The sequence below is a fragment of the Actinomadura sp. NEAU-AAG7 genome, from assembly GCF_018603865.1.
GTDB classification, from domain to species: Bacteria; Actinomycetota; Actinomycetes; order Streptosporangiales; family Streptosporangiaceae; genus Spirillospora; species Spirillospora litoris.
Genome location: NZ_JAHFZY010000008.1, coordinates 164214 through 181870 on the forward strand (window position 1 = coordinate 164214; position 17657 = coordinate 181870).

Genomic DNA, 17657 nt, shown 5'->3' on the forward strand with positions numbered 1-17657 from the left:
CAATCACCCAGCGGCCGCACCATCGACCGGGGTAAGGCGGGTCGGTGCTGTCAGGCGACCTTGATCGAGTGAGGGCCGACGCTGACGGTGACGTCCACGTGTCCGCCGAGGGCGGTGGCGTAGGCGCGGAGCGTCTCCAGCTCCATGGCTTCGAGGTCGCCGTTCTCGATCTGGGAGACGCGTGACTGCGAGACGCCGAGAATCTGGGCGACCTCGGCCTGCGTCTTGCCGATGGCCTTGCGGAGTTCCTTGAGGTGGTGGCCGGCGACATAGGCGTCCAGCTCAGCGCGGGCCCGCGCCTGGCGTTCGGGGTCGGCCAGTTCGGGGTTGCGGCGGTGCGCTTCGGCCTTGATGTCCTGCCAGCGGCGTCCGGTGCTCATCGTTGGGCCTCCTTGTGCTTGGCGGCCCGGTACTCGGCGTAGCGGGCTTCGGCCAGTGGGATCGCCTCGTCATACCAGCGTGACCACTGCCCCGCCTTGTCACCGGCCACCAGGAAGATCGCGGCACGGTCCGGATCGAAGACGAAGAGCATCCGGATCTCCGACCGGCCTCGGCTGCCGGGTCGCAGTTCCTTCAGGTTACGCAGCTCGCTGTGCTCCAGGGTGTCGACGAGCGGCCGGCCGAGCGTCGGCCCGACCTCGGCCAGCCTGTCGATGGCCTGCTCGATCAAGGCCGCGGTGTCCACCTCGGACTCACACAGCTTGAGGAACCAGCTCTCGACCGGTTCGAGGAGGATGATGTTCCAGGCCACCTGACCAATATAACCTCTAGCTCATATTGGCGCGGGGTCGAACCGCCGGGCGTCCGTCCCTCAGGCGTGGGGGTCGGTCGAGACTGTGGACAGGGCTTGGACCAGGGGGGCCAGGTTTCGTTCCTCCGCCGCGATTCGCAGGCCCTCGGCCAGGGCCGCGTCGTGGACCGGGCGCGCGGCTTCCAGGGTCGCGGCGCCCTTGGCGGTCAGCTCCGTGTAGATGCCCCGGCGGTCGTCCGGGGAGAGGCAGCGTTCGAGCAGTTCCTGCTTCTCCAGGCGGGAGACGAGGCGGGTCGTGGCCGAGCGGCTCAGCGTCAGGGCCTCGGCGAGGCGGTTCATCCGCAGGCAGTGGTCGTCCTGGCGGAACAGGACGTCGAGCACGCTGTACTCGCTCACCGACAGGCCGTGCTCGCGTTGCAGCGCCCGTTCGAGCACGTCGGCGACGCACGCGTGCAGCGCGGCCAGGGTCCGCCAGCCCCGCGCGCGGGCCCGCGCGCCCTCGTCATCGACCGGCACGGTCACCCCACCCCTTGCCACAAAGTCGTTGCATGCGACACTATACGGCTAGTGCAATATGAAGCGTCTGCAATTATTTGCGACGCCTACTAGCGCTGTCCGAACGAGTCTAGTGCGAGGGGGCCGTACCGCCATGGCGAAGCAGGATCTACGGGAGGCCGCCGCGCCGCCCGGGCCGGTGCGCTGGACGGTGCGGTCGTGGGTCGCGTTGCTGGTGTTCAGCGGGGTGATCCTGCTCGACGGGCTGGAGAACTCGATGATCGCCGTGGCGATCCCCGAGATCCAGCGCGAGTTCGGCATGGACGCCTCCACCGCGCAGTGGCTCACCGGCGGCTACTTCCTGACCTTCGGCGGGTTCCTGCTGCTCGGCGGGCGCTCCGCCGACCTGTTCGGACGGCGCCGGACGCTGGTGGTCGCGATGGCCGTGTTCGCCGCGCTGTCGCTGGTCGGGGCGGTCGTCGACGACGGCGCCCTGGTGATCGCCTCGCGGTTCCTCAAGGGGCTGGCCGCCGCGTTCACGGCCCCGGCGGCGATGTCGCTGCTGACGACCACCTTTCCCGAGGGGCCGCAGCGCAACCGGGCGTTCGGGATCTTCAACGTGTTCGAGGCGTCCGGCTACTCCTCCGGCCTGCTGGTCGGCGGGCTGATCGCGGCGGTGAGCTGGCGGGCCACGTTCGTGCTGCCGATCCCGCTCGCGGTGCTGATCGCGATCGGTGCGGTCCTGGTCGTCCCGAAGGACCCGCCGCGCCGCGAGCGGGTACGGCTCGACCCCGGCGGCACGCTCACCCTGGTCGGCGGGACGATGCTGCTGGTGTTCACCGTGGTCTCGGTCCCCGAGGCCGGCTGGTCCTCGCTGCCCACGCTCGCCGGTTTCGCCGTGGCGGCCGCGCTGCTGGCGGCCTTCGTCGGGGTCGAGCGCGTCGTGAAGGCGCCGCTGATCCGGCTCGGCCTCCTGCGCGACCGCTCGCTGCTGGCCGCCAACCTCAGCATCGCCCTGCTCTACGGCGCCGCGATGGGCTTCCAGTTCCTGCTCACCCAGTACCTCCAGACGCTCAACGGGTGGGAGCCGTGGCAGTTCGCGCTGGTGCTGCTGCCCGCGGGCTTGATGGTGGTCGTCATCGGCCCGAAGCTCGGCGCGATGATGGACCGGTTCGGCGTCACCACCGTCGCGATGGTCGGTCTCGTGTCGTTCGTCCCGTGCTACCTGCTGATGCTCCGCATCGGCGAGGACCCGGACCTGTGGACGGTCCTCATGCCGGTGTCGCTGCTGTGGGGCGTCGGCTTCGCGCTCACGTTCGCGTCGCTGATGGTCGCCGGGACCAGCGGCGTCCCTGACGAGGAGCAGGGCGTCGCCGCCGGGCTGCTCAACAGCTCGCTCCAGATCGGCGGCGCGTTCGGCCTGGCGATCGTCACCGCGACGATCGCGCCCGCCACCGACCTGGCGACCTACAGGCCGGGGGTGTGGGTCATCCTCGGCATCGCGGTGCTCGCGATCGCGGCGCAGGCCGTCCGCCGGGCCGCACCCGGCGGGATCTTCAACCGGTGATGACGTCCGGTTTGCCCCCCGATGGGTAGCGTCCAACCAGGGAGGTGGACGGTGTTCGGCCAGTGGAGGGCGAAGCACGCGATGTGCGTCCAGGTCGCCAAGGGCCGGGCGCGGGACGCGGCGGCCCTGCACGAGGCGACCGACCGCTGGTACCAGGAGGTCTCGCCCGGCGCGCGGGGCTGGCTCGGCAGCACCTGCGGGGTGACCGACGACGGCGTCTACCTCGGCCTGACGCGGTTCGCGTCGCCGAAGGCGGCCCGGCGCAACGACGGGCGGCGCGAGCAGGCGCACTGGTGGGACCAGACCCGCGGCCTGTTCGAGGGCGTGGTCACGGTCGTGGAGTGCACCGACGTGGAGACGTTCGGACCCGGCGCGTCCGACGGCGAGGGATTCGACCGCGCCGGGTTCGTCCAGATCCTCCAGACGCGCGTCCGCGACCGGGAGGCGGTGCGCCCGTTCGTGCCCGAGGAGGCCGAGCGGACGCTGGCGAAGCTGCGGCCCGACATGCTCGGCGGCATGTTCTGCGTCCACCCGGACGGCATCTGCACCGGCGTCGCCTACTTCACCTCCAGGGAGGCGGCGCGGGAGGGCGAGCGCACCAAGATGCCGCCGGACTACATGGCCTGGCGCGACGAGCAGATGGCACACTTCGACGAGGACGCCGTCTTCTACGACCTGCGGGACTGCTGGCTGCTGTCGCCCTGACCGGCCGGTTCTCGCGGGCGCCGCCGGGTGTGTCCCGTGCCACCGCTTGGGCGCATAATGTGGCCATGAAGATTTCCGTGAACTTTGACCTCTGCGAGAGCAACGCGCTGTGCATGGCCGCGGCGCCGGAGGTCTTCGAAGTGCGCGATGACGACTTCCTCTACGTGCTGGACGAGAACCCGCCGGAGGCCCTGTGGGCCCAGGTCGAGGAGGCCGCGCGGGCCTGCCCGAAGGCCGCGATCACGCTGGAGGACTGACCTCCTCCTGGTCCAGTAGCGGCAGCGTCAGCCGGAAGCGGGCGCCCTCCCCCAGAGCCGTGGTCAACTCGACGTCCCCCTCGTGCGCGCGTGCGAGGGAGCGGGCGATGGCGAGGCCGAGTCCCGCGCTGGCGCCGCCGGAGTGGTTGCGGGACCGGTCGGCCCGGTAGAAGCGGTCGAAGACGCGGGCCGCCTGGTCGGACGCGATTCCCGGGCCCTCGTCCGCGACCTCCAGGACGGCGCGCCCGTCCACCGTTCCCACGCCGATGCGCACGGGCGTGCCCGGCGGCGTGTGCGCGGCGGCGTTGCCGACGAGGTTGGTGACGACCTGCCGCAGCCGGTCCTCGTCGGCGTGGACGGGCGCGGGCCCCGGCGGTCCGCCGTCCGGCCCGGTCAGCTCGATCGGGCGGGACGGGTCGAGCGCCCGCAGCCCGTGCCGGGCGTCGGTGGCGAGCGTCCGCAGGTCCATCGGGGCCGGGTCGAGCTGGGCGCGCGGCGCCTCGTCCAGCCGGGCGAGCAGCAGCAGGTCCTCGGTGAGGGCGGAGAGCCGGGTGGCCTCGTGGCCGATGCGGCGCATCGCCTCGTCGACGTCCTCGCGGGAGGCCAGCCCGCCCATCCGGTACAGCTCGGTCGTGCCCTTGATGCCGAACAGCGGCGTGCGCAGCTCGTGCCCGACGTCGGAGAGGAACGTGCGCATCCGCGCCTCGGACGCGGCGCGGTCGGCGAAGGCCCGTTCGAGCTGGCCGAGCATGGTGTTCAGCGACGCCGCGAGGTGCCCGATCTCGGTGCCGGGCGGCGCGATGCCGGGCACGCGGCGGCTCAGGTCGCCGCCCGCGATCGCGGCGGCCGTGTGCTCGATGCGGCGCAGCGGGCGCAGCCCGCGGCCGAGCGCGAACCAGCCGACCGCCGTCAGCAGGGCGAGCAGCGCGCTGCCGGTGACGAGGCTGCTCGTCCGGAGCCGGGAGATCGTGGCGTCGGCATCGGCGAGCGGCGCGGCGGCGATCACCGTCCCGCGCCAGCCGACCCCCGGGCGGGCGACGGCCCGCCAGCGGCCCGAGCCGTTCGCGGAGCGCACGCCGCGCGGCCTGCCGTCGGCCGGGACCGCGCGCAGCTCGCCGGTGGACGGCGGGGGCTCCTTGGTGAGCCGGCTGGACTGGAGCGTGCCCCTCACCCGGCCGTTCGTGTCCAGGTACAGCAGGTAGGGCGCGCCGAGGAGGTCGAGGCCGGGGTTGATCAGCGCGGTCTGCGCGGAGGGGTGCTGCGCCGTCGGCGGCTCGCCGCCCGGCACCTGCGACATCAGCGAGGTGAGCGAGCGCAGCCGCCCGTCGACCCGGCCGAGCTGGTAGCGCTGGAGGTGCTCGGACACGAGCGCGCTGATCAGGGTCAGTCCGGTCAGCAGCAGGCCGGTGGTGAGCAGCAGCAGCCGCGTCCGCAGCGAGAACCGGCTCACCGGCGCGGCTCCCGCAGCACGTACCCGACGCCGTGGACGGTGTGGATCAGCCTCGGCTCCCCGGTGTCGACCTTGCGGCGCAGGTAGGAGATGTAGGTGTCGACGATCCCGGCGTCGCCGCCGAAGTCGTAGCGCCACACGCCGTCGAGGATCTGCGCCTTGGACACCACGAGACCCGCGTTCTCCATCAGGTAGCGCAGCAGCTGGAACTCGGTGGGCGAGACGCGGACCGGGCGTCCCGCCCGCGTCACCTGGTGGCCCTCGGCGTCGAGGGCGAGCGGCCCCACCGTCAGCGCGCCGGTCCGGCGGCCGGTGGTGCGGCGCAGGATCGCGCGGATCCGGGCGATCAGCTCCTCCAGCGCGAACGGCTTGGTCACGTAGTCGTCGGCGCCCAGGGACAGCCCGGTGATCTTGTCTTCGCGCCGGTCGCGGGCGGTGAGGAACAGCACGGGCACCTGCCGGCCGAGTCTCCGGACGACCTCGAAGCCGTCCATGTCGGGGAGCATGACGTCCAGCAGGAGGAGGTCGGGGGGCTCCCCGGTGGCCGCGGCGACCGCCTCGGCGCCGGTCGCCGCGGAGGCCACCTGGAACCCGGCGAACCGCAGCGTCGCGGAGAGCAGTTCGCGGACGGTGTCCTCGTCGTCCACCACCAGCAGCCGCTCGCCGCCCTCACGGGAGGTCATCGCGTTCCACGCCGTCCAGGATACGGAGCCTCATACGTCGCGGCGCCGCAGCAGCACGAACGCGGTGGCCAGCACGGCGGCGACCGCCAGCCACAGCCCGCCGAGGTTCAGCCACGGGTGCGGGAACTCGGGGTCCGGGACGGTCGTCAGGACGGCGGCCGCGCCCCTGGTCGGCCAGATGTCGACGAGGCCGTGCATCCACGAGGGGAACGTCCCGGACAGGGCCGGGACCAGGAACACGATCGCCACCAGCGTCGCCAGCGCCCCCGCCGTGGCCCGCGTGATGACCCCGAGCCCGACCGCGAGCAGCGCGATCGCCGACAGGTAGAGCCCGCCGCCCGCCAGCGCCGCGAACACCCCGTCGTCGCCGAGCGCCGCGTGCGGGACGTCCTGCGCGGCCATCATCGCCTGCCCGAGGAGGAAGGCGGCGACCATGAGCGTCTGCCCCGCCACCAGCGCCAGCCCGGTGGCGATGACCGCCTTGGCCGCCAGCACCCGGTGCCTGCGCGGCGTGGCGCCGAGCGAGGTCGCGATGAGCCCGGTCGCGTACTCGGAGGTGACGATCAGGATGCCCAGCACCCCGATGATCAACTGGCCGATGATGTAGGTCGTCAGGCTGAGGCTGGTCGGGTCCCACGCCTGGCGGTCGGCGGCGGACGCCTCCGCGTAGTCCTGCCCCACCGTGCTCAGCGCCAGGCTCGTGACGCCGATCCCGACCGCCATCAGCGCGGACAGCGTGTACCAGGTGGAGCGCAGGCTGCGCAGCTTGATCCACTCCGCCTGGAGCGTGCGGGTGAAGGGCACGTCCGCGCTCACGCGGCGGCCCCCTGGTACTCGACGGCGTCCTTGGTGAGCTCCATGAAGGCGTCCTCCAGCGAGGGCTGCTGCGGGCTGAGTTCGCTGAGCACCACGCCGTGGTAGGCGGCCAGCCGGCCGATCTCCTCGCCCGACATGCCGGAGACGACGAGCGAGGACTCCGACCCGTCCCGGACGGTGGCGCCCGCCGCGGTCAGCCGGAGCGCGAACGCCCCCGGCTCCGGCGTCCGGACCAGGACGGTCCCCTCACCGTTGGCGCGCAGGAACTCGCCCATGCCGGTGTCGGCGATCAGCCGCCCGCGCCCGATGACGACCAGGTGGTCGGCGGTCCGCGCCATCTCGCTCATGAGGTGGCTGGAGACCAGCACCGCCCGCCCCTCGCCCGCCAGCGAGCGCATGAAGTCGCGGATCCAGCGGATGCCCTCCGGGTCGAGCCCGTTGACCGGCTCGTCGAAGATCAGCACCCCGGGGTCGCCGAGCAGCGCCGCCGAGATGCCGAGCCGCTGCCGCATGCCGAGCGAGAACCCCCCGGGCCGCTTGCCCGCCACGCTCTCCAGGCCCGTCCGGGCGAGGACCTCGTCCACCCTGCGCGCCGGGAGCCCGTTGCTGACGGCGAGCGCCAGCAGGTGGTCGCGCGCCTTCCTGCTGCCGTGGACGGCCCCGGCGTCCAGCAGCGCCCCGACCTCCGCCAACGGCATGCGAAGGTCGCGGTAGCGGCGCCCCCCGATCGTCGCCGTCCCCCGCGTCGGCTCCGCCAACCCCATGATCATCTTCATCGTGGTGGACTTCCCGGACCCGTTCGGCCCGAGGAAACCGGTCACCTGACCGGGCTCGACGGTGAACGACAGATCGTCCACCACGGTGTCGGGCCCGTAACGCTTGGTCAGCCCGCGTACAGCGATCCTCGTCATGCCCCCGAGCGTGACCGACCCACCTAGCCGCCCCCTGGGAGAACCTGTGAGAACGCTGGGAATCCAGACCCGCCCTTCAGGCCCCCGCCCACCTGAGCCCACGTTTCAACAGCCCACTCCCAGCGAACACAAGGCTCCCTGCCAGGAAACACGAGGGCGGTCCGGCCGTCCTGGTGTCAGCGCGGGTCGCGTTCGGCCAGGCGCAGCGTGAGGCCGTGGGGTTCCAGGTGGAGCCGCGGGCGCGGACGGACAGGTGTGGGACAGGGCAGCGGGCGCCAGGACCGGACGATGTCGGCGAGCGACAGGGTCAGGTCCATGAAGGCGAGTTCGTAGCCGATGCACTTGGACTCCCCCGCGCCGAAGGGCAGCCAGCCCTTGGTCCGGTGCGGGTCGCGTCCGTCCCATCTGTGCGGGTCGAAGTTGTCCGGGGTGGCGAACAGGTCGGGCCGGTGGTGCAGGACGTAGGGGCTGAGCAGCACCTGCGCACCGGCGGGGACGCGCCGGGAGCCGATGGTGGTGTCGGTGACGGCCACGCGCGGGAAGATCCAGCCCGCGGTGCGGTGCCGCAGCACCTCGGCGACGACGCCCCGGGTGAGGGGGAGCCGGTCCACCGCGTCGGGGGTGTCGAGCGGGGCGGCGGCGCGGGCCTCGGCGGCGACCTCGGCGTCCAGCGCGGCGTCCAGGGAGAGTTGGTGCAGGGCCCACGCGTGGCTCACGGCCGTCGTGGTGATCCCGCCGAGGAGGACGGTCATGACCGTGTCGCGCACCTCGGCGTCGGTCAGCGGGTCGCCGTCCGGGGACGTGGTGAACATGGACATCAGGTCGCCGTGGTCGGTGCCGTCGGCGCGGTAGGCGGCGATCTCCCCGTCCAGGAAGCGCAGCAGCCTCGCCTCGCTCGCGCGGTAGCGGTGGTTGCGGGCGGTGGGCAGGCGGTTGACGATGGGCGCGACCATCCGCAAAACGGTCTGGTGCTCGACGAAGTCGGTGACGGCCCGGCGCAGCCCGTCGATCTCGGGGCCGAGTTCGCGGCGGCGGAACATGGTCGCGAAGGTGGTCCGGGTGGCGAGCGAGCGCATCTCCGGGAGCGCGTCCAGGACCTGCCCGTGCCGCCAGGTCGAGGTGGCCGCCTCGACCTGGGCGTGGATGGTGCGGGCGTAGCCGGACATCCGGTCGGTCCGGAAGGCGGGCTGGGCGAGGCGGCGCAGCCGTTTGTGCTCGGCCAGGGGGCAGGTGGCCATGCCGTCGCCGACCAAGGACCGCACGTTCTCGTAGAACGTGCCGCCCTTGTCGAAGGCGCGGTCGGGGTTGCGGAGGACCTGCTGGGCCGCCTCCGGGGAGCACACCACGTAGGTCGGCGTCCGGCCGAACCGCAGCTCGACGACGTCGCCGAGGTGCGGCAGCGCCGCCAGCAGGCCGAGCGGGTCGAGGAGCAGCGGCTTGAGATGTCCGAACAGGGGGTGGGCGCCCGGTGCTCTGGGCGGTGCGTCGACACGTGGCCCCGCGGCGGTCATGGTTCGAGGGATATCAGGCCCTCGCCCACCCGCGGGATACCCGGTAAGCCGAACCGCGCCTGCCGGTGAGCAACCTCGCACCGCGGGCGGCGGTTTCAGGGGCGGGCGGCGAAGCGGCCCGGGGTCGTGCCGAAGGCGTTGCGGAACGCCTCGATGAACGCGCTCGGCCCGGCGTAGCCGCAGGCGGCGGCGACGCTGGTCACCGACGCGCCGGTCGCGAGGAGGATCAGGGCGTGGTGCAGGCGGACCTGCGTCCGCCATCGGTCGTGCCGTGCGCCTGGTGGGCGGGCGCGATCCCGGCGGGGAGCCAGACCGCGCGGTGCGGCGGGACGACCCAGCGGCCCTCGTCCGTGGAGACCTGGAGGATGCCGTGGCTCGGGTAGACGAGCTGGTGGTGCGGATGATCGTGCCGGTCCACGCGCTCGTGGTGGACGAGCGGCCTCAGAGCACCATGGCGGGTTTCCGACATATCGCATCAGAATACCGAGAGGGGCGAACGCCGGTTTGTACAGAGGGTTCGCCGATGGTGGCCCATGGTGGTCACGGGTGAACTCGTGCGCGGACGGCGCGCGTCGCAGTTCTGACGTCCCCCGCCTCCGACTCGCGCGGGGTGGACATGATTCTTCTCAGCAGGCTGGTTCCGCTGCTGCTCTTGCTGGGCGGGTGCGGTTTCGTCGGCGGGGCGACCTATCAGCCGCCGATGCTGCCGCTGGTGTTCAGCATCGACCAGGACGGGCTGTTCGCCGTGAAGGTGGGCGGCAGCATCGCGACGCCGATCGGCCGGTTCGGCATCGAAGGGGGGCTCAAGGAGAAGAGCGAGGACACGATGGTCATCGGGCTGTCGCGGGACGGGCAGCTCGGCGAGCAGAGGTTCCTCGTCAAGGGCCGGGCGAGCGTCGCCGTCTGCTCGGACGGCCCGTCTGTCACCTACGTGACGGCGGGGGCGGTGCGGGTGACCGTGCGGCGCGGCGCGTCCACGGTGCGGGTCGTGCGGGCGGACCGGGTCGCGCAGGACTGCGCGGGAAGCCCGCAGGCGGAGACCGTGCGGGGCGGCGGCGCGAGGATCGCGCCGAAGGACGAGACGCCCTCGGGACGGCTCGACCCCTCCGAGGCCGCCACGGTCGCGGTCGGGGTCGGGGGCCGCGCCTACCGCATGGCGCTCGCGGACACGCCCCGGAAGACGTCCCTGGGAATGATCGGCTGGACGAGGGGCGACCTCGGCGGGCGGGACGGGATGCTGTACCGATACGCGGTCCCGAATTATGGATTCCACATCATCGCGGGCTACACGTTCACCACGGACCTGCTGTTCTTCGATTCCGCCGGGAGGCTCCTGCACGGGTTCACGGGACAGCCGTGCATGCTGGAGCCGGCCTCCTGCCAGCGCTACGACCCTGGTTTCCCGTTCTCCTACGTCATCGAGGCGCCCAACGGGAATCTGCCGATCCTCCCCCTGGGAACCCTGCTCCAGTTCTAGGTCGCGAGGCGGTTTGGCGGGTTACCGCTGGTCCGGACGGTGGGCGCTCGGGCTGGTTCCTGCGCTCCCCCGGAATCGGCCAAGAACAGGGCAAGAACGCCTGAAGGCGGGCGCAGCGGCGGGGCGCCCGCGGCGTGTGAACCGTAGGTTTCCCTCGCAGGATCCGCGGCGGTGGGAGGGGCGTCTTGAGGAGACACGGGAAGGTCGCGCTGGCGATCGCGGGGACCGCCGTCGCGGCAGCCGCCTCGACCGCCTGGCCTGTCACCGCGGGAAGGGCCTCGTCCGGCGGCTGGGTGCTGGTCGACCAGGAGGGCTTCGACCGCCCGCTGAGGATCGACGGCGCCCCCTGGCGCCTGGACCCGCAGGGGCGGCGCAGCCCGTGGAACGTCGACGCCTTCGACGACGACGGCGAGGCGTGGCGGAAGATCAGCGGGCCATTGTTCGCGCGGCAACTCGCGACGCTGAACGTGTTCCGCAAGCGGGTCGCGTTCGGACGCGGCGGATGGCTCACCGCCGAGATCGCCGCCGTCGACAAGGACCGCGACGGCCGCCCCGACTCGCGCCCGGGGCTGTCGACCGCGCGCCTCCCGGGCGGGCAGCGGGTCGGCCGGATCTCCGAGCCGAGCTGGGACGCGGGGGTGCTGATCCGCCCGACGCGTCCGCTGCCGCCGCGCTACCGCGTGGAGATGACGCTGCGCGGCCTCGGGTTCGGCGGGAAGCGGCACGGCACCTTCGACTACGGCGGCAGGCACAACGGCTACACCAAGGAGCCCTGCAAGACCCGCTATCCCTGGACGTTCCAGGGGGCGCTGCCCGGCAAGGAGCGCTGCGACTATCCCGACGTCACCCGTGAGAACGGGTTCTACTACCTGACGATCCTCGACTACGCGACGCCCGCGCCGCACGGCAATCCCGGCATCCACTTCCGGCGCAAGGTCATCATGGACGGCTACTACAGCGACGACGCCCGCTGGAAGAACGCCGGGACGTGCGATCCGAAGACCTGGCGGATCTACCGGACGTTCGAGGGCACCTTCAACGGCGTCAACGCCCTCTTCCCGCGCGGCGACCTGTTCCGCGAGACGGCCAACAACAACATCAGCAACGAGTACTACATCAAGACCCGCTGCGGAAACGTCTCGATGGACAAGCCCTACGGGCCCGGGAACCGGTTCGAGGGCCATCTGACCAGCGCGGAACTCCAGCCGCGACTGATGCCGAAGGCCGCCTACCGGTTCGCCGTGGAACGCGACCGCACCGGCTACACCCTTGAGATGAGCGGTCCCTTCCTGCACATCGGGCAGGCGACGCTGCGCGTCCACCACGACTTCGTGGAGGACGGGCGGCCGATCTGGCACTACAACCAGACGCCCGGCGAGTACGACGGCCGGTTCGACCGCAGGCTCGTCCACCGGGGCCCGGCCGGGACGTACACGACCGAGCACTCCTGGCCCAAGGGGTCGGCCTACCCCGACTCCTTCATCATCGGCGACCCGCACCTGAACTACTACGAGGGGACGGCCGACGTCGACGACGTCCGCCTCTACGTCCCCCGGTAGCCGGCGGCGGGGCAGAATCGTCGGGTGGCTCATTGTTTCTGCGGACGCGGCGTCCGTTACCGGGAGTGCTGCGGGCGGCTGCATCGGGGCGAGGCGCGGGCCGGGACCGCCGAGGAGCTGATGCGGTCGCGGTTCAGCGCGTTCGCCCGGCAGGACGAGGCGTACCTGCTGCGGAGCTGGCATCCGGCCACGCGGCCGGAGCGGGTCGAGTTCGCGACCGGGACGCGGTGGGTGCGGCTGGAGATCGTCCGGACCGAGGACGGCGGGGCCGAAGACGAGCGGGGGACGGTCGAGTTCCGCGCCCATTACGCGGCCGGGTTCGAGACCGGGGAACTGCACGAGGTCAGCCGGTTCGTGCGGCATGACGGCGAATGGGTCTATGTCCGGGGAAAGGTCACCCGGTCTGGGGACGGCTGAGAACCGGCTCTCCCCCGCGCGGGGCATCGGGTTCGGTCACGCGGGGGAAGAACGCGAGGGGTGCTCGCTGCGAGGTTGTGGGGGCGGGTGGAAACCGCCCGCTTCCCCAGTTCTCAAGGAGACCCAGAATGGCGCACGGACGACGCGTTCTCGTGGCCGGGGCGGCGGTGCTCGCCGCCGCCGGGCTGGCCGGCACCGGAAGCGCGATGGCTCAGGACAAGGGCCGGGAGCCGGTCAGGGAATCGCATGTCACCGGCGACGCGTGGCTGAAGTTCCCCGCCGACCCGGAGTACCCGTACCGGCGGTTCACGGTGGACGCGCACGGCGGGCCGTGGAAGATGGTCGGCGGGAAGATGGTGCTCGGGGCCGCGCGCGGAACCGTGAAGTACGACCATTACTCCCCGGACGTCCCCGGCGGGCCGGACAAGCACCACTACGGGACCATCAAGGTCGACTATCTGATGGCGACGGGGCCCATCGCGATCGTCTCGGGGATCCGGCAGGACAATGTTCCCGCGAACGAGAGGCGCGCGAACTTCACCTTCTACCAGTCGCCGCTCGGCCACAAGTACGACCGGATGGGGTTCTCGTGGGGCGTCACCCTGCCGCAGTGCCTCCAGATGGGCAGCGGTCCCGCGCCGCACAGCGCGAACAGCTCCGGGCCTTTCGGGAAATGGCTGAAGGGCTACACGGTGAAGGACGCGCCGCTGGAGCTGCCCAAGGGCGACTTCCAGCCGCCGGACCTGCCGCAGGACTGCTCGTTCAAGGAGTAGCCGCGGGCTCTCGGGCGGCCGCGAGCACGTCCAGCATGCCCGCGACCGTGGTCGTCCACGGGTAGCGCTCGGCACGGGCGCGGGCGGCGGCGCGGCGGCGGGCGGGGTCCAGGCGCAGTACCGACTGGACCCCGTCGGCGATCGCCGGGGCGTGCGGGGCGGCGCGGGCGCCCGCGCCCGGGGCGAGCAGTTCGTGCGCGGCGCCCCGGTCGGCGGCGACGACCGGCGTCCCGCAGGCCATCGCCTCCAGGACGGCCAGCCCGAACGACTCGATCGGGCAGGTGGCGAGCGCGACGTCGGCCGCCGCGAGGAGGCGGGCGACGGCGGCGCGGCCGTCGACGTGGCCGTGGAAGGCGACCGGGAGCCGCTCGCGGCGGGCCCAGGCGCGCAGCCGGGATCGGCACGGTCCATCGCCGACGACGTCGAGGCGCACGGGGACGCCGCGCCGCACCAGCTCGGCCACGGCGCCGATCGCCAGGTCCGGGCGCTTCTCCGAGGAGAGCCGCCCCAGATGGACCAGCCGCACCGGGCGTCCGGTGAAGGCGTGCGGGACGGGCCGGAACGTCGTCAGGTCCACGCCCAGCGGGACGCGGTGCAGCGCCGGGGCGCCGACCCGGGCGAACTCGGCGGCGGCGAACGCCGAGGTCACCACGATCGCGTCGAAGGAGGCCGCGAGCCGCCGGTTCCAGCGGTCGGTGGCGGCGGCCAGCGGGAACCGGGCCGGGACGCGCGGCGCGAGGATCGCGTCGAGGCGCTCGTGGGAGAACAGGACGGTCCGGACGCCGCGCTTCCGCGCCCAGCGGGCCGCGACCGTCAGCGTCGCCTTGTCGGACACCTCGATGACGTCCGGGCGCAGGCGGCCGAGGACGCGCAGCACCGGGCGCGGGTCGAGCACGAGCCGGTAGCCGGGCGCGACCGACGGCCCCGGCACGGTGACGACCTGCCCGTTCGCGGTCTCGCGGCGCGTGTAGGCGGGGCCGGGGACGACGAGGGCGCGCTCGTGCCCGGCCGCCGCGTAGCCCGCGCCGAGCATGTCGACGGCCGTGCGGAGGCCGCCGGAGACGGGGCTGTAGAGGTTGGCGAGCTGGACGATCCTCAACGGCCCACCAGCGTCTCGTAGGTGACGGCGCGGCCGCCCGCCGCGACCGCCGCGTCGACGGCGGCGAGCGTGGCGCGGCGCAGGCCGGGCCGGGTGAGGTCGGCCGGGTGGAGCGCGATGCGGAACGGCGTCCGCGTCCGGGCGAACGCGCGGGCCGCGCCGGTCATGACGCGCGCGCCCGTCCGCTCCCCCCTCCCACCCGGGCGGTGCGACAGCGCGGGCATGCGCCGCACCGGTCCGCCGGGCAGGTGGTGGACGCCGAGCTGGCTCGTCCAGTAGGTGAACCCGAGCGCGGCCAGCGCGCGGCGGGTGCCGGGGGACGCGAGCCAGCCGGGCGGCGTGAACCCGGTGACCTCGATCCCGGCCTCGGCGAGCAGGGCGCGTCCGGCGCGGAGCCGTCCGGCGGCCTGGTGCGCGGTCAGCGACCAGAACTCCCCGGCGCCCCGGGCGAGGGCCTGGTTGACGCCGCGCCGCCAGAGCGGCCCGCCGGGGACGCCCTCGTGCGCGTAGCCGTGCAGGGCGAGCTCGTGCCCGCGCAGCGCGGCGGCGTGCAGGAACGCGACGAGCGGGCCGTCGTGCGGCAGCGCCGCGCCGCCGCCGAACGGCCCGGGGATCACCAGGAGCGTGCACGGGACGCCGCGCTCGTCCAGGTCGGCGAGCCACCGGGCGGTGGGCTCGGCGGTGGACGGCGCGACGTCGTGGATCGACACGACGAACGGGAACGCGCCCATCAGGCGGCGCTCTCGGCCGGGCGGTCGGCGGCGCCGTGGACGAGGTCCCGGTAGTGGCCCATCAGCTCCCCGCACACGGTCTCCCAGTCGCGTCCGCGCACCGACTCCGCCGCCTGGACGGACATGCGCCGCCGCGTCCGGACGTCGTCCACGAGCGTGGCGACGGCCGCGCGCAGCTCCCCGCCGTCGTCCGGCGCGTACAGCAGGCCGTTCACCCCCGGCCGGACGAGGTCCAGCGGACCGCCGGCCGCCGCGGCGACCACCGGCACGCCCGAGGCCAGGCCCTCCTGGACGGCCTGGCAGAACGTGTCGTCGGCGCCGGTGTGCACGAACACGTCGAGCGAGGCGACCAGCTCCGACAGCTCCGTCCCGGTGCGGAACCCGGTGAAGACCGCGTCGGGCATGAGGCGGCGCAGGCGCCCCTCCTCCGGGCCGTCCCCGACCACGACCAGCCGGGCGCCGGGGATGCCGACGAGCCGGGTGAGCAGGCCGGGGCGCTTCTCGGCGGCGAGGCGTCCGACGTAGCCGACGAGCGCGACGCCGTCGGGCGCCAGGCGGGCCCGCACCTCCGCCGAGCGGTGCGAGGGGTGGAAGCGGGCGCGGTCCACGCCCCGCCCCCAGCGGGCCAGGCGCGGGACGCCCCGCCGCTCCAGCTCCGCGAGGACGGGCGTGGACGGCGCGAGCGTCAGCGCGGCGCGGCCGTGCAGGCGGCGCAGCCACCACCAGATGACGGGATCGGCGCCGCGCAGCCCGTACCGGCGGGCGAACCCGGCGACATCGGTCTGGAAGACCGCGGCGGCGGGCACGCCGAGCCGGTTCGCGGCGGCGAGCCCGGACGCGCCGAGTACGAGCGGCGAGGCGAGATGGACGACGTCGGGCCCGAAGTCGCGCAGGATCGCGGTGACGCGCCTGGTCGGCACCCCCACGGCGAACGTCGGGTAGCAGGGCAGGGCCATGCCCCGCACGGGCGCGACGCGCGCGCCCGCGTAGGAGCTCGGGGCAGGCCCGGGAGCGACCACGAGGGCCTCGTGGCCATGGGCGGCGAGGTGTTCGAGAACGCGGCAGACCGAACCCGTCACCCCGTTGACTCGGGGCAGGAACGACTCGGTCACGATGGCGACCTTCACGGCCGGAAGGCTCTCTTCGGAGCGCGTCCTCCCGGCCGCCGTCCGACACCGCCGAGGCGAACATTCCGCGAACGAAAATGTCGTCTCGGTGATCAATCCGTCGCGCTGAGCCGCCGCCCGCAACGCGAGAGCAGGATCAGCAGCAGCGCGGGCGCCACGAACACGGCGGTGCGGAGCGTGGTGGCGTCGGCGAGCGCGCCGAGGAACAGCGGCGCCGTCCCGATCGCGACGCCGGAGGCCAGCGCGCACCGTCCCGCCGCCTGGACGGGACGCGTCGGCCACGCCGCCAGCGCCTCGGACAGGATCACCGGGTAGAGCAGCGCCACGCCGAGCCCCATCACGAGCAGGCCCGCGACGGCGAACGGCGCGGGAACGGTCCACAGCGCGGCGAACCCGGCCAGCGCGAGCAGCGCGGCCAGCGCGAGGATCCGGTCGGGCCGCCGGACGGCGCGGACGACGGGCCCGGAGGCCACGCGTCCGGAGGCCATGCCGAGCACGAACGCCGCCGACAGCGTGGTCGCGGTGCCGGAGCCGAGCCCCTTGACGTGGTGCAGGAAGTCCGCGGCCCAGAAGACCATGCAGAACTCCACCCCCACGGCGAGGACGAGATCGCACCAGCGGCCGAAGAACGACACCCCCTGGGGGCGACGCTCCGGTTCGTCCGCCGCCTCTGTCGGGGCCTTCGCCTCCTCGGTGGGCGTCGCGGGCTGGGCCGGGATCACGACCGAGCGGGTCAGCAGCAGCGCCGCGCCGAGCGCCAGCGGCGGGATCGCGAACGCGGCGCGCCAGCCGAGGCCGTGCGCGAGCGCCATCCCGATGATCGGCGGCGCGAGCACCGAACCGGCGCTGGACACCGCGTTCGCCTCGCCGATCGGCACCGTCGCCTCGCCGCCGTGGACGGCGCGCAGCGCGGACGGCACCACCTGCACGAGCCCGGCGCCGCCGAGGCCGGTCAGCAGCGCGCCGAAGCCGACGCCGAGGCGTCCGCCGCTGACCGCCATCACGGTGGCGCCGCTGACGAGCGCCGCCAGCGCGGTCGGGATCGCGTGCCGGCCGAGCCGGACCGCGAGCCGGTGCCCGACCAGCCCGACCACGACGAGCCCGAGCGCGAAGGCCGAGGAGTAGAGCGCGGCCTCGGCGCGTGGCAGCCCGCGTTCGGCGCGCAGTTCCGGAAGGATGGCCCCGATGCCGGTGAGCAGGTAGCCGAGGCAGCCGAAGGCCGCGTAGAGGCCGAGGGTCCCGGCCGTGCGCGCCGTGCCCCGCGCGGTGGGGGTCGCGGTGGGCGTCATGACCGGGGGCTCATGACGCGGGCCTTCCGTCGTGGCGGG

21 protein-coding genes are annotated in these 17657 nt (G+C 73.5%); 7 read left to right on the top strand and 14 right to left on the bottom strand.

What is annotated here, in order from left to right:
* Nucleotides 1-50: 50 nt before the first annotated feature.
* The 3 genes from KLI87_RS33035 to KLI87_RS33045 are packed head-to-tail and all read right to left on the bottom strand — an operon-like array spanning nucleotide 51 to nucleotide 1267.
* Nucleotides 51-380, bottom strand: a complete 330-nt coding sequence (locus KLI87_RS33035; protein ID WP_156220014.1) for a helix-turn-helix domain-containing protein — start codon at nucleotides 378-380, stop codon at nucleotides 51-53.
* Nucleotides 377-751: a type II toxin-antitoxin system RelE/ParE family toxin gene (locus KLI87_RS33040; RefSeq protein WP_214620187.1), complete on the bottom strand. Its 375-nt coding sequence runs from the start codon at nucleotides 749-751 to the stop codon at nucleotides 377-379. Before KLI87_RS33040 ends, KLI87_RS33035 begins: the two co-directional genes overlap by 4 nt.
* 60 nt (nucleotides 752-811) lie before the next feature.
* Nucleotides 812-1267: a MarR family winged helix-turn-helix transcriptional regulator gene (locus tag KLI87_RS33045; RefSeq protein WP_214620188.1), complete on the bottom strand. Its 456-nt coding sequence runs from the start codon at nucleotides 1265-1267 to the stop codon at nucleotides 812-814.
* 133 nt (nucleotides 1268-1400) lie between these two features.
* Between KLI87_RS33045 and KLI87_RS33050 the strand changes: the two genes are divergently transcribed.
* The 3 genes from KLI87_RS33050 to KLI87_RS33060 all read left to right on the top strand — a co-directional run bounded on the left by KLI87_RS33050 (nucleotide 1401) and on the right by KLI87_RS33060 (nucleotide 3775).
* Nucleotides 1401-2813 (top strand): MFS transporter, encoded by a 1413-nt coding sequence (locus KLI87_RS33050; protein WP_156220013.1) that lies wholly within the window; start codon nucleotides 1401-1403, stop codon nucleotides 2811-2813.
* Between the two features lie 51 nt (nucleotides 2814-2864).
* The gene (locus KLI87_RS33055) at nucleotides 2865-3518 is read left to right on the top strand and encodes a hypothetical protein (RefSeq protein WP_214620189.1); all 654 of its coding nucleotides are present in this window, start codon (nucleotides 2865-2867) and stop codon (nucleotides 3516-3518) included.
* A 65-nt stretch (nucleotides 3519-3583) separates the two neighbouring features.
* Entirely contained in the window at nucleotides 3584-3775 is a 192-nt protein-coding gene (locus tag KLI87_RS33060) for a ferredoxin (protein WP_156220011.1), read from the top strand.
* Here the strand turns inward: KLI87_RS33060 and KLI87_RS33065 are convergent.
* From KLI87_RS33065 to KLI87_RS40620, 7 genes are all read right to left on the bottom strand, one after another.
* Entirely contained in the window at nucleotides 3759-5225 is a 1467-nt protein-coding gene (locus KLI87_RS33065; protein WP_214620190.1) for a cell wall metabolism sensor histidine kinase WalK, read from the bottom strand. The genes KLI87_RS33060 and KLI87_RS33065 overlap by 17 nt on opposite strands.
* Nucleotides 5222-5908, bottom strand: coding sequence for a response regulator transcription factor (locus KLI87_RS33070; RefSeq protein WP_156220010.1), 687 nt, complete (start codon nucleotides 5906-5908; stop codon nucleotides 5222-5224). Before KLI87_RS33070 ends, KLI87_RS33065 begins: the two co-directional genes overlap by 4 nt.
* Before the next feature lie 30 nt (nucleotides 5909-5938).
* Nucleotides 5939-6724 (bottom strand): ABC transporter permease, encoded by a 786-nt coding sequence (locus tag KLI87_RS33075; protein WP_214620191.1) that lies wholly within the window; start codon nucleotides 6722-6724, stop codon nucleotides 5939-5941.
* Nucleotides 6721-7635 (bottom strand): ABC transporter ATP-binding protein, encoded by a 915-nt coding sequence (locus tag KLI87_RS33080; RefSeq protein WP_156220009.1) that lies wholly within the window; start codon nucleotides 7633-7635, stop codon nucleotides 6721-6723. Before KLI87_RS33080 ends, KLI87_RS33075 begins: the two co-directional genes overlap by 4 nt.
* Before the next feature lie 176 nt (nucleotides 7636-7811).
* Nucleotides 7812-9146, bottom strand: a complete 1335-nt coding sequence (locus tag KLI87_RS33085; RefSeq protein ID WP_214620192.1) for a cytochrome P450 — start codon at nucleotides 9144-9146, stop codon at nucleotides 7812-7814.
* A gap of 95 nt (nucleotides 9147-9241) precedes the next feature.
* Nucleotides 9242-9349, bottom strand: a complete 108-nt coding sequence (locus tag KLI87_RS41710) for a helix-turn-helix domain-containing protein (RefSeq protein ID WP_308166375.1) — start codon at nucleotides 9347-9349, stop codon at nucleotides 9242-9244.
* A 23-nt stretch (nucleotides 9350-9372) separates the two neighbouring features.
* The gene (locus KLI87_RS40620; RefSeq protein ID WP_250904553.1) at nucleotides 9373-9615 is read right to left on the bottom strand and encodes a hypothetical protein; all 243 of its coding nucleotides are present in this window, start codon (nucleotides 9613-9615) and stop codon (nucleotides 9373-9375) included.
* Between the two features lie 147 nt (nucleotides 9616-9762).
* Between KLI87_RS40620 and KLI87_RS33095 the strand changes: the two genes are divergently transcribed.
* The 4 genes from KLI87_RS33095 to KLI87_RS33110 all read left to right on the top strand — a co-directional run bounded on the left by KLI87_RS33095 (nucleotide 9763) and on the right by KLI87_RS33110 (nucleotide 13372).
* The gene (locus KLI87_RS33095; RefSeq protein ID WP_156220007.1) at nucleotides 9763-10623 is read left to right on the top strand and encodes a DUF192 domain-containing protein; all 861 of its coding nucleotides are present in this window, start codon (nucleotides 9763-9765) and stop codon (nucleotides 10621-10623) included.
* A 185-nt stretch (nucleotides 10624-10808) separates the two neighbouring features.
* Nucleotides 10809-12182, top strand: a complete 1374-nt coding sequence (locus tag KLI87_RS33100; protein ID WP_214620193.1) for a hypothetical protein — start codon at nucleotides 10809-10811, stop codon at nucleotides 12180-12182.
* Between the two features lie 24 nt (nucleotides 12183-12206).
* On the top strand, nucleotides 12207-12599 hold the full coding sequence (locus KLI87_RS33105) for a YchJ family metal-binding protein (RefSeq protein ID WP_308166377.1): 393 nt from the start codon (nucleotides 12207-12209) through the stop codon (nucleotides 12597-12599).
* Nucleotides 12600-12727: 128 nt separating this feature from the next.
* Nucleotides 12728-13372: a hypothetical protein gene (locus tag KLI87_RS33110; protein WP_214620194.1), complete on the top strand. Its 645-nt coding sequence runs from the start codon at nucleotides 12728-12730 to the stop codon at nucleotides 13370-13372.
* Here the strand turns inward: KLI87_RS33110 and KLI87_RS33115 are convergent.
* From KLI87_RS33115 to KLI87_RS33130, 4 genes are all read right to left on the bottom strand, one after another.
* Complete coding sequence (locus KLI87_RS33115) at nucleotides 13362-14471, bottom strand: glycosyltransferase (RefSeq protein ID WP_214620195.1); 1110 nt, start codon at nucleotides 14469-14471, stop codon at nucleotides 13362-13364. The two genes, KLI87_RS33110 and KLI87_RS33115, sit on opposite strands and share 11 nt — an antisense overlap.
* On the bottom strand, nucleotides 14468-15202 hold the full coding sequence (locus tag KLI87_RS33120; RefSeq protein ID WP_156220003.1) for a DUF2334 domain-containing protein: 735 nt from the start codon (nucleotides 15200-15202) through the stop codon (nucleotides 14468-14470). Before KLI87_RS33120 ends, KLI87_RS33115 begins: the two co-directional genes overlap by 4 nt.
* Nucleotides 15202-16329, bottom strand: coding sequence for a glycosyltransferase family 1 protein (locus tag KLI87_RS33125; protein WP_214620196.1), 1128 nt, complete (start codon nucleotides 16327-16329; stop codon nucleotides 15202-15204). The genes KLI87_RS33120 and KLI87_RS33125 overlap by 1 nt, the downstream gene beginning before the upstream one ends.
* A gap of 92 nt (nucleotides 16330-16421) precedes the next feature.
* On the bottom strand, nucleotides 16422-17618 hold the full coding sequence (locus tag KLI87_RS33130) for a sugar MFS transporter (RefSeq protein ID WP_156220001.1): 1197 nt from the start codon (nucleotides 17616-17618) through the stop codon (nucleotides 16422-16424).
* Between the last annotated feature and the right edge of the window lie 39 nt (nucleotides 17619-17657).

What these genes read in the sequence shown, in the direction of transcription:
- KLI87_RS33035 (WP_156220014.1), bottom strand. Translation starts at nt 380, where the DNA reads ATGAGCACCGGACGCCGCTGGCAGGACATCAAGGCCGAAGCGCACCGC.
- KLI87_RS33050 (WP_156220013.1), top strand. Translation starts at nt 1,401, where the DNA reads ATGGCGAAGCAGGATCTACGGGAGGCCGCCGCGCCGCCCGGGCCGGTG.
- KLI87_RS33060 (WP_156220011.1), top strand. Translation starts at nt 3,584, where the DNA reads ATGAAGATTTCCGTGAACTTTGACCTCTGCGAGAGCAACGCGCTGTGC.
- KLI87_RS33070 (WP_156220010.1), bottom strand. Translation starts at nt 5,908, where the DNA reads ATGACCTCCCGTGAGGGCGGCGAGCGGCTGCTGGTGGTGGACGACGAG.
- KLI87_RS33080 (WP_156220009.1), bottom strand. Translation starts at nt 7,635, where the DNA reads ATGACGAGGATCGCTGTACGCGGGCTGACCAAGCGTTACGGGCCCGAC.
- KLI87_RS33085 (WP_214620192.1), bottom strand. Translation starts at nt 9,146, where the DNA reads ATGACCGCCGCGGGGCCACGTGTCGACGCACCGCCCAGAGCACCGGGC.
- KLI87_RS40620 (WP_250904553.1), bottom strand. Translation starts at nt 9,615, where the DNA reads ATGTCGGAAACCCGCCATGGTGCTCTGAGGCCGCTCGTCCACCACGAG.
- KLI87_RS33095 (WP_156220007.1), top strand. Translation starts at nt 9,763, where the DNA reads ATGATTCTTCTCAGCAGGCTGGTTCCGCTGCTGCTCTTGCTGGGCGGG.
- KLI87_RS33110 (WP_214620194.1), top strand. Translation starts at nt 12,728, where the DNA reads ATGGCGCACGGACGACGCGTTCTCGTGGCCGGGGCGGCGGTGCTCGCC.
- KLI87_RS33120 (WP_156220003.1), bottom strand. Translation starts at nt 15,202, where the DNA reads ATGGGCGCGTTCCCGTTCGTCGTGTCGATCCACGACGTCGCGCCGTCC.
- KLI87_RS33130 (WP_156220001.1), bottom strand. Translation starts at nt 17,618, where the DNA reads ATGACGCCCACCGCGACCCCCACCGCGCGGGGCACGGCGCGCACGGCC.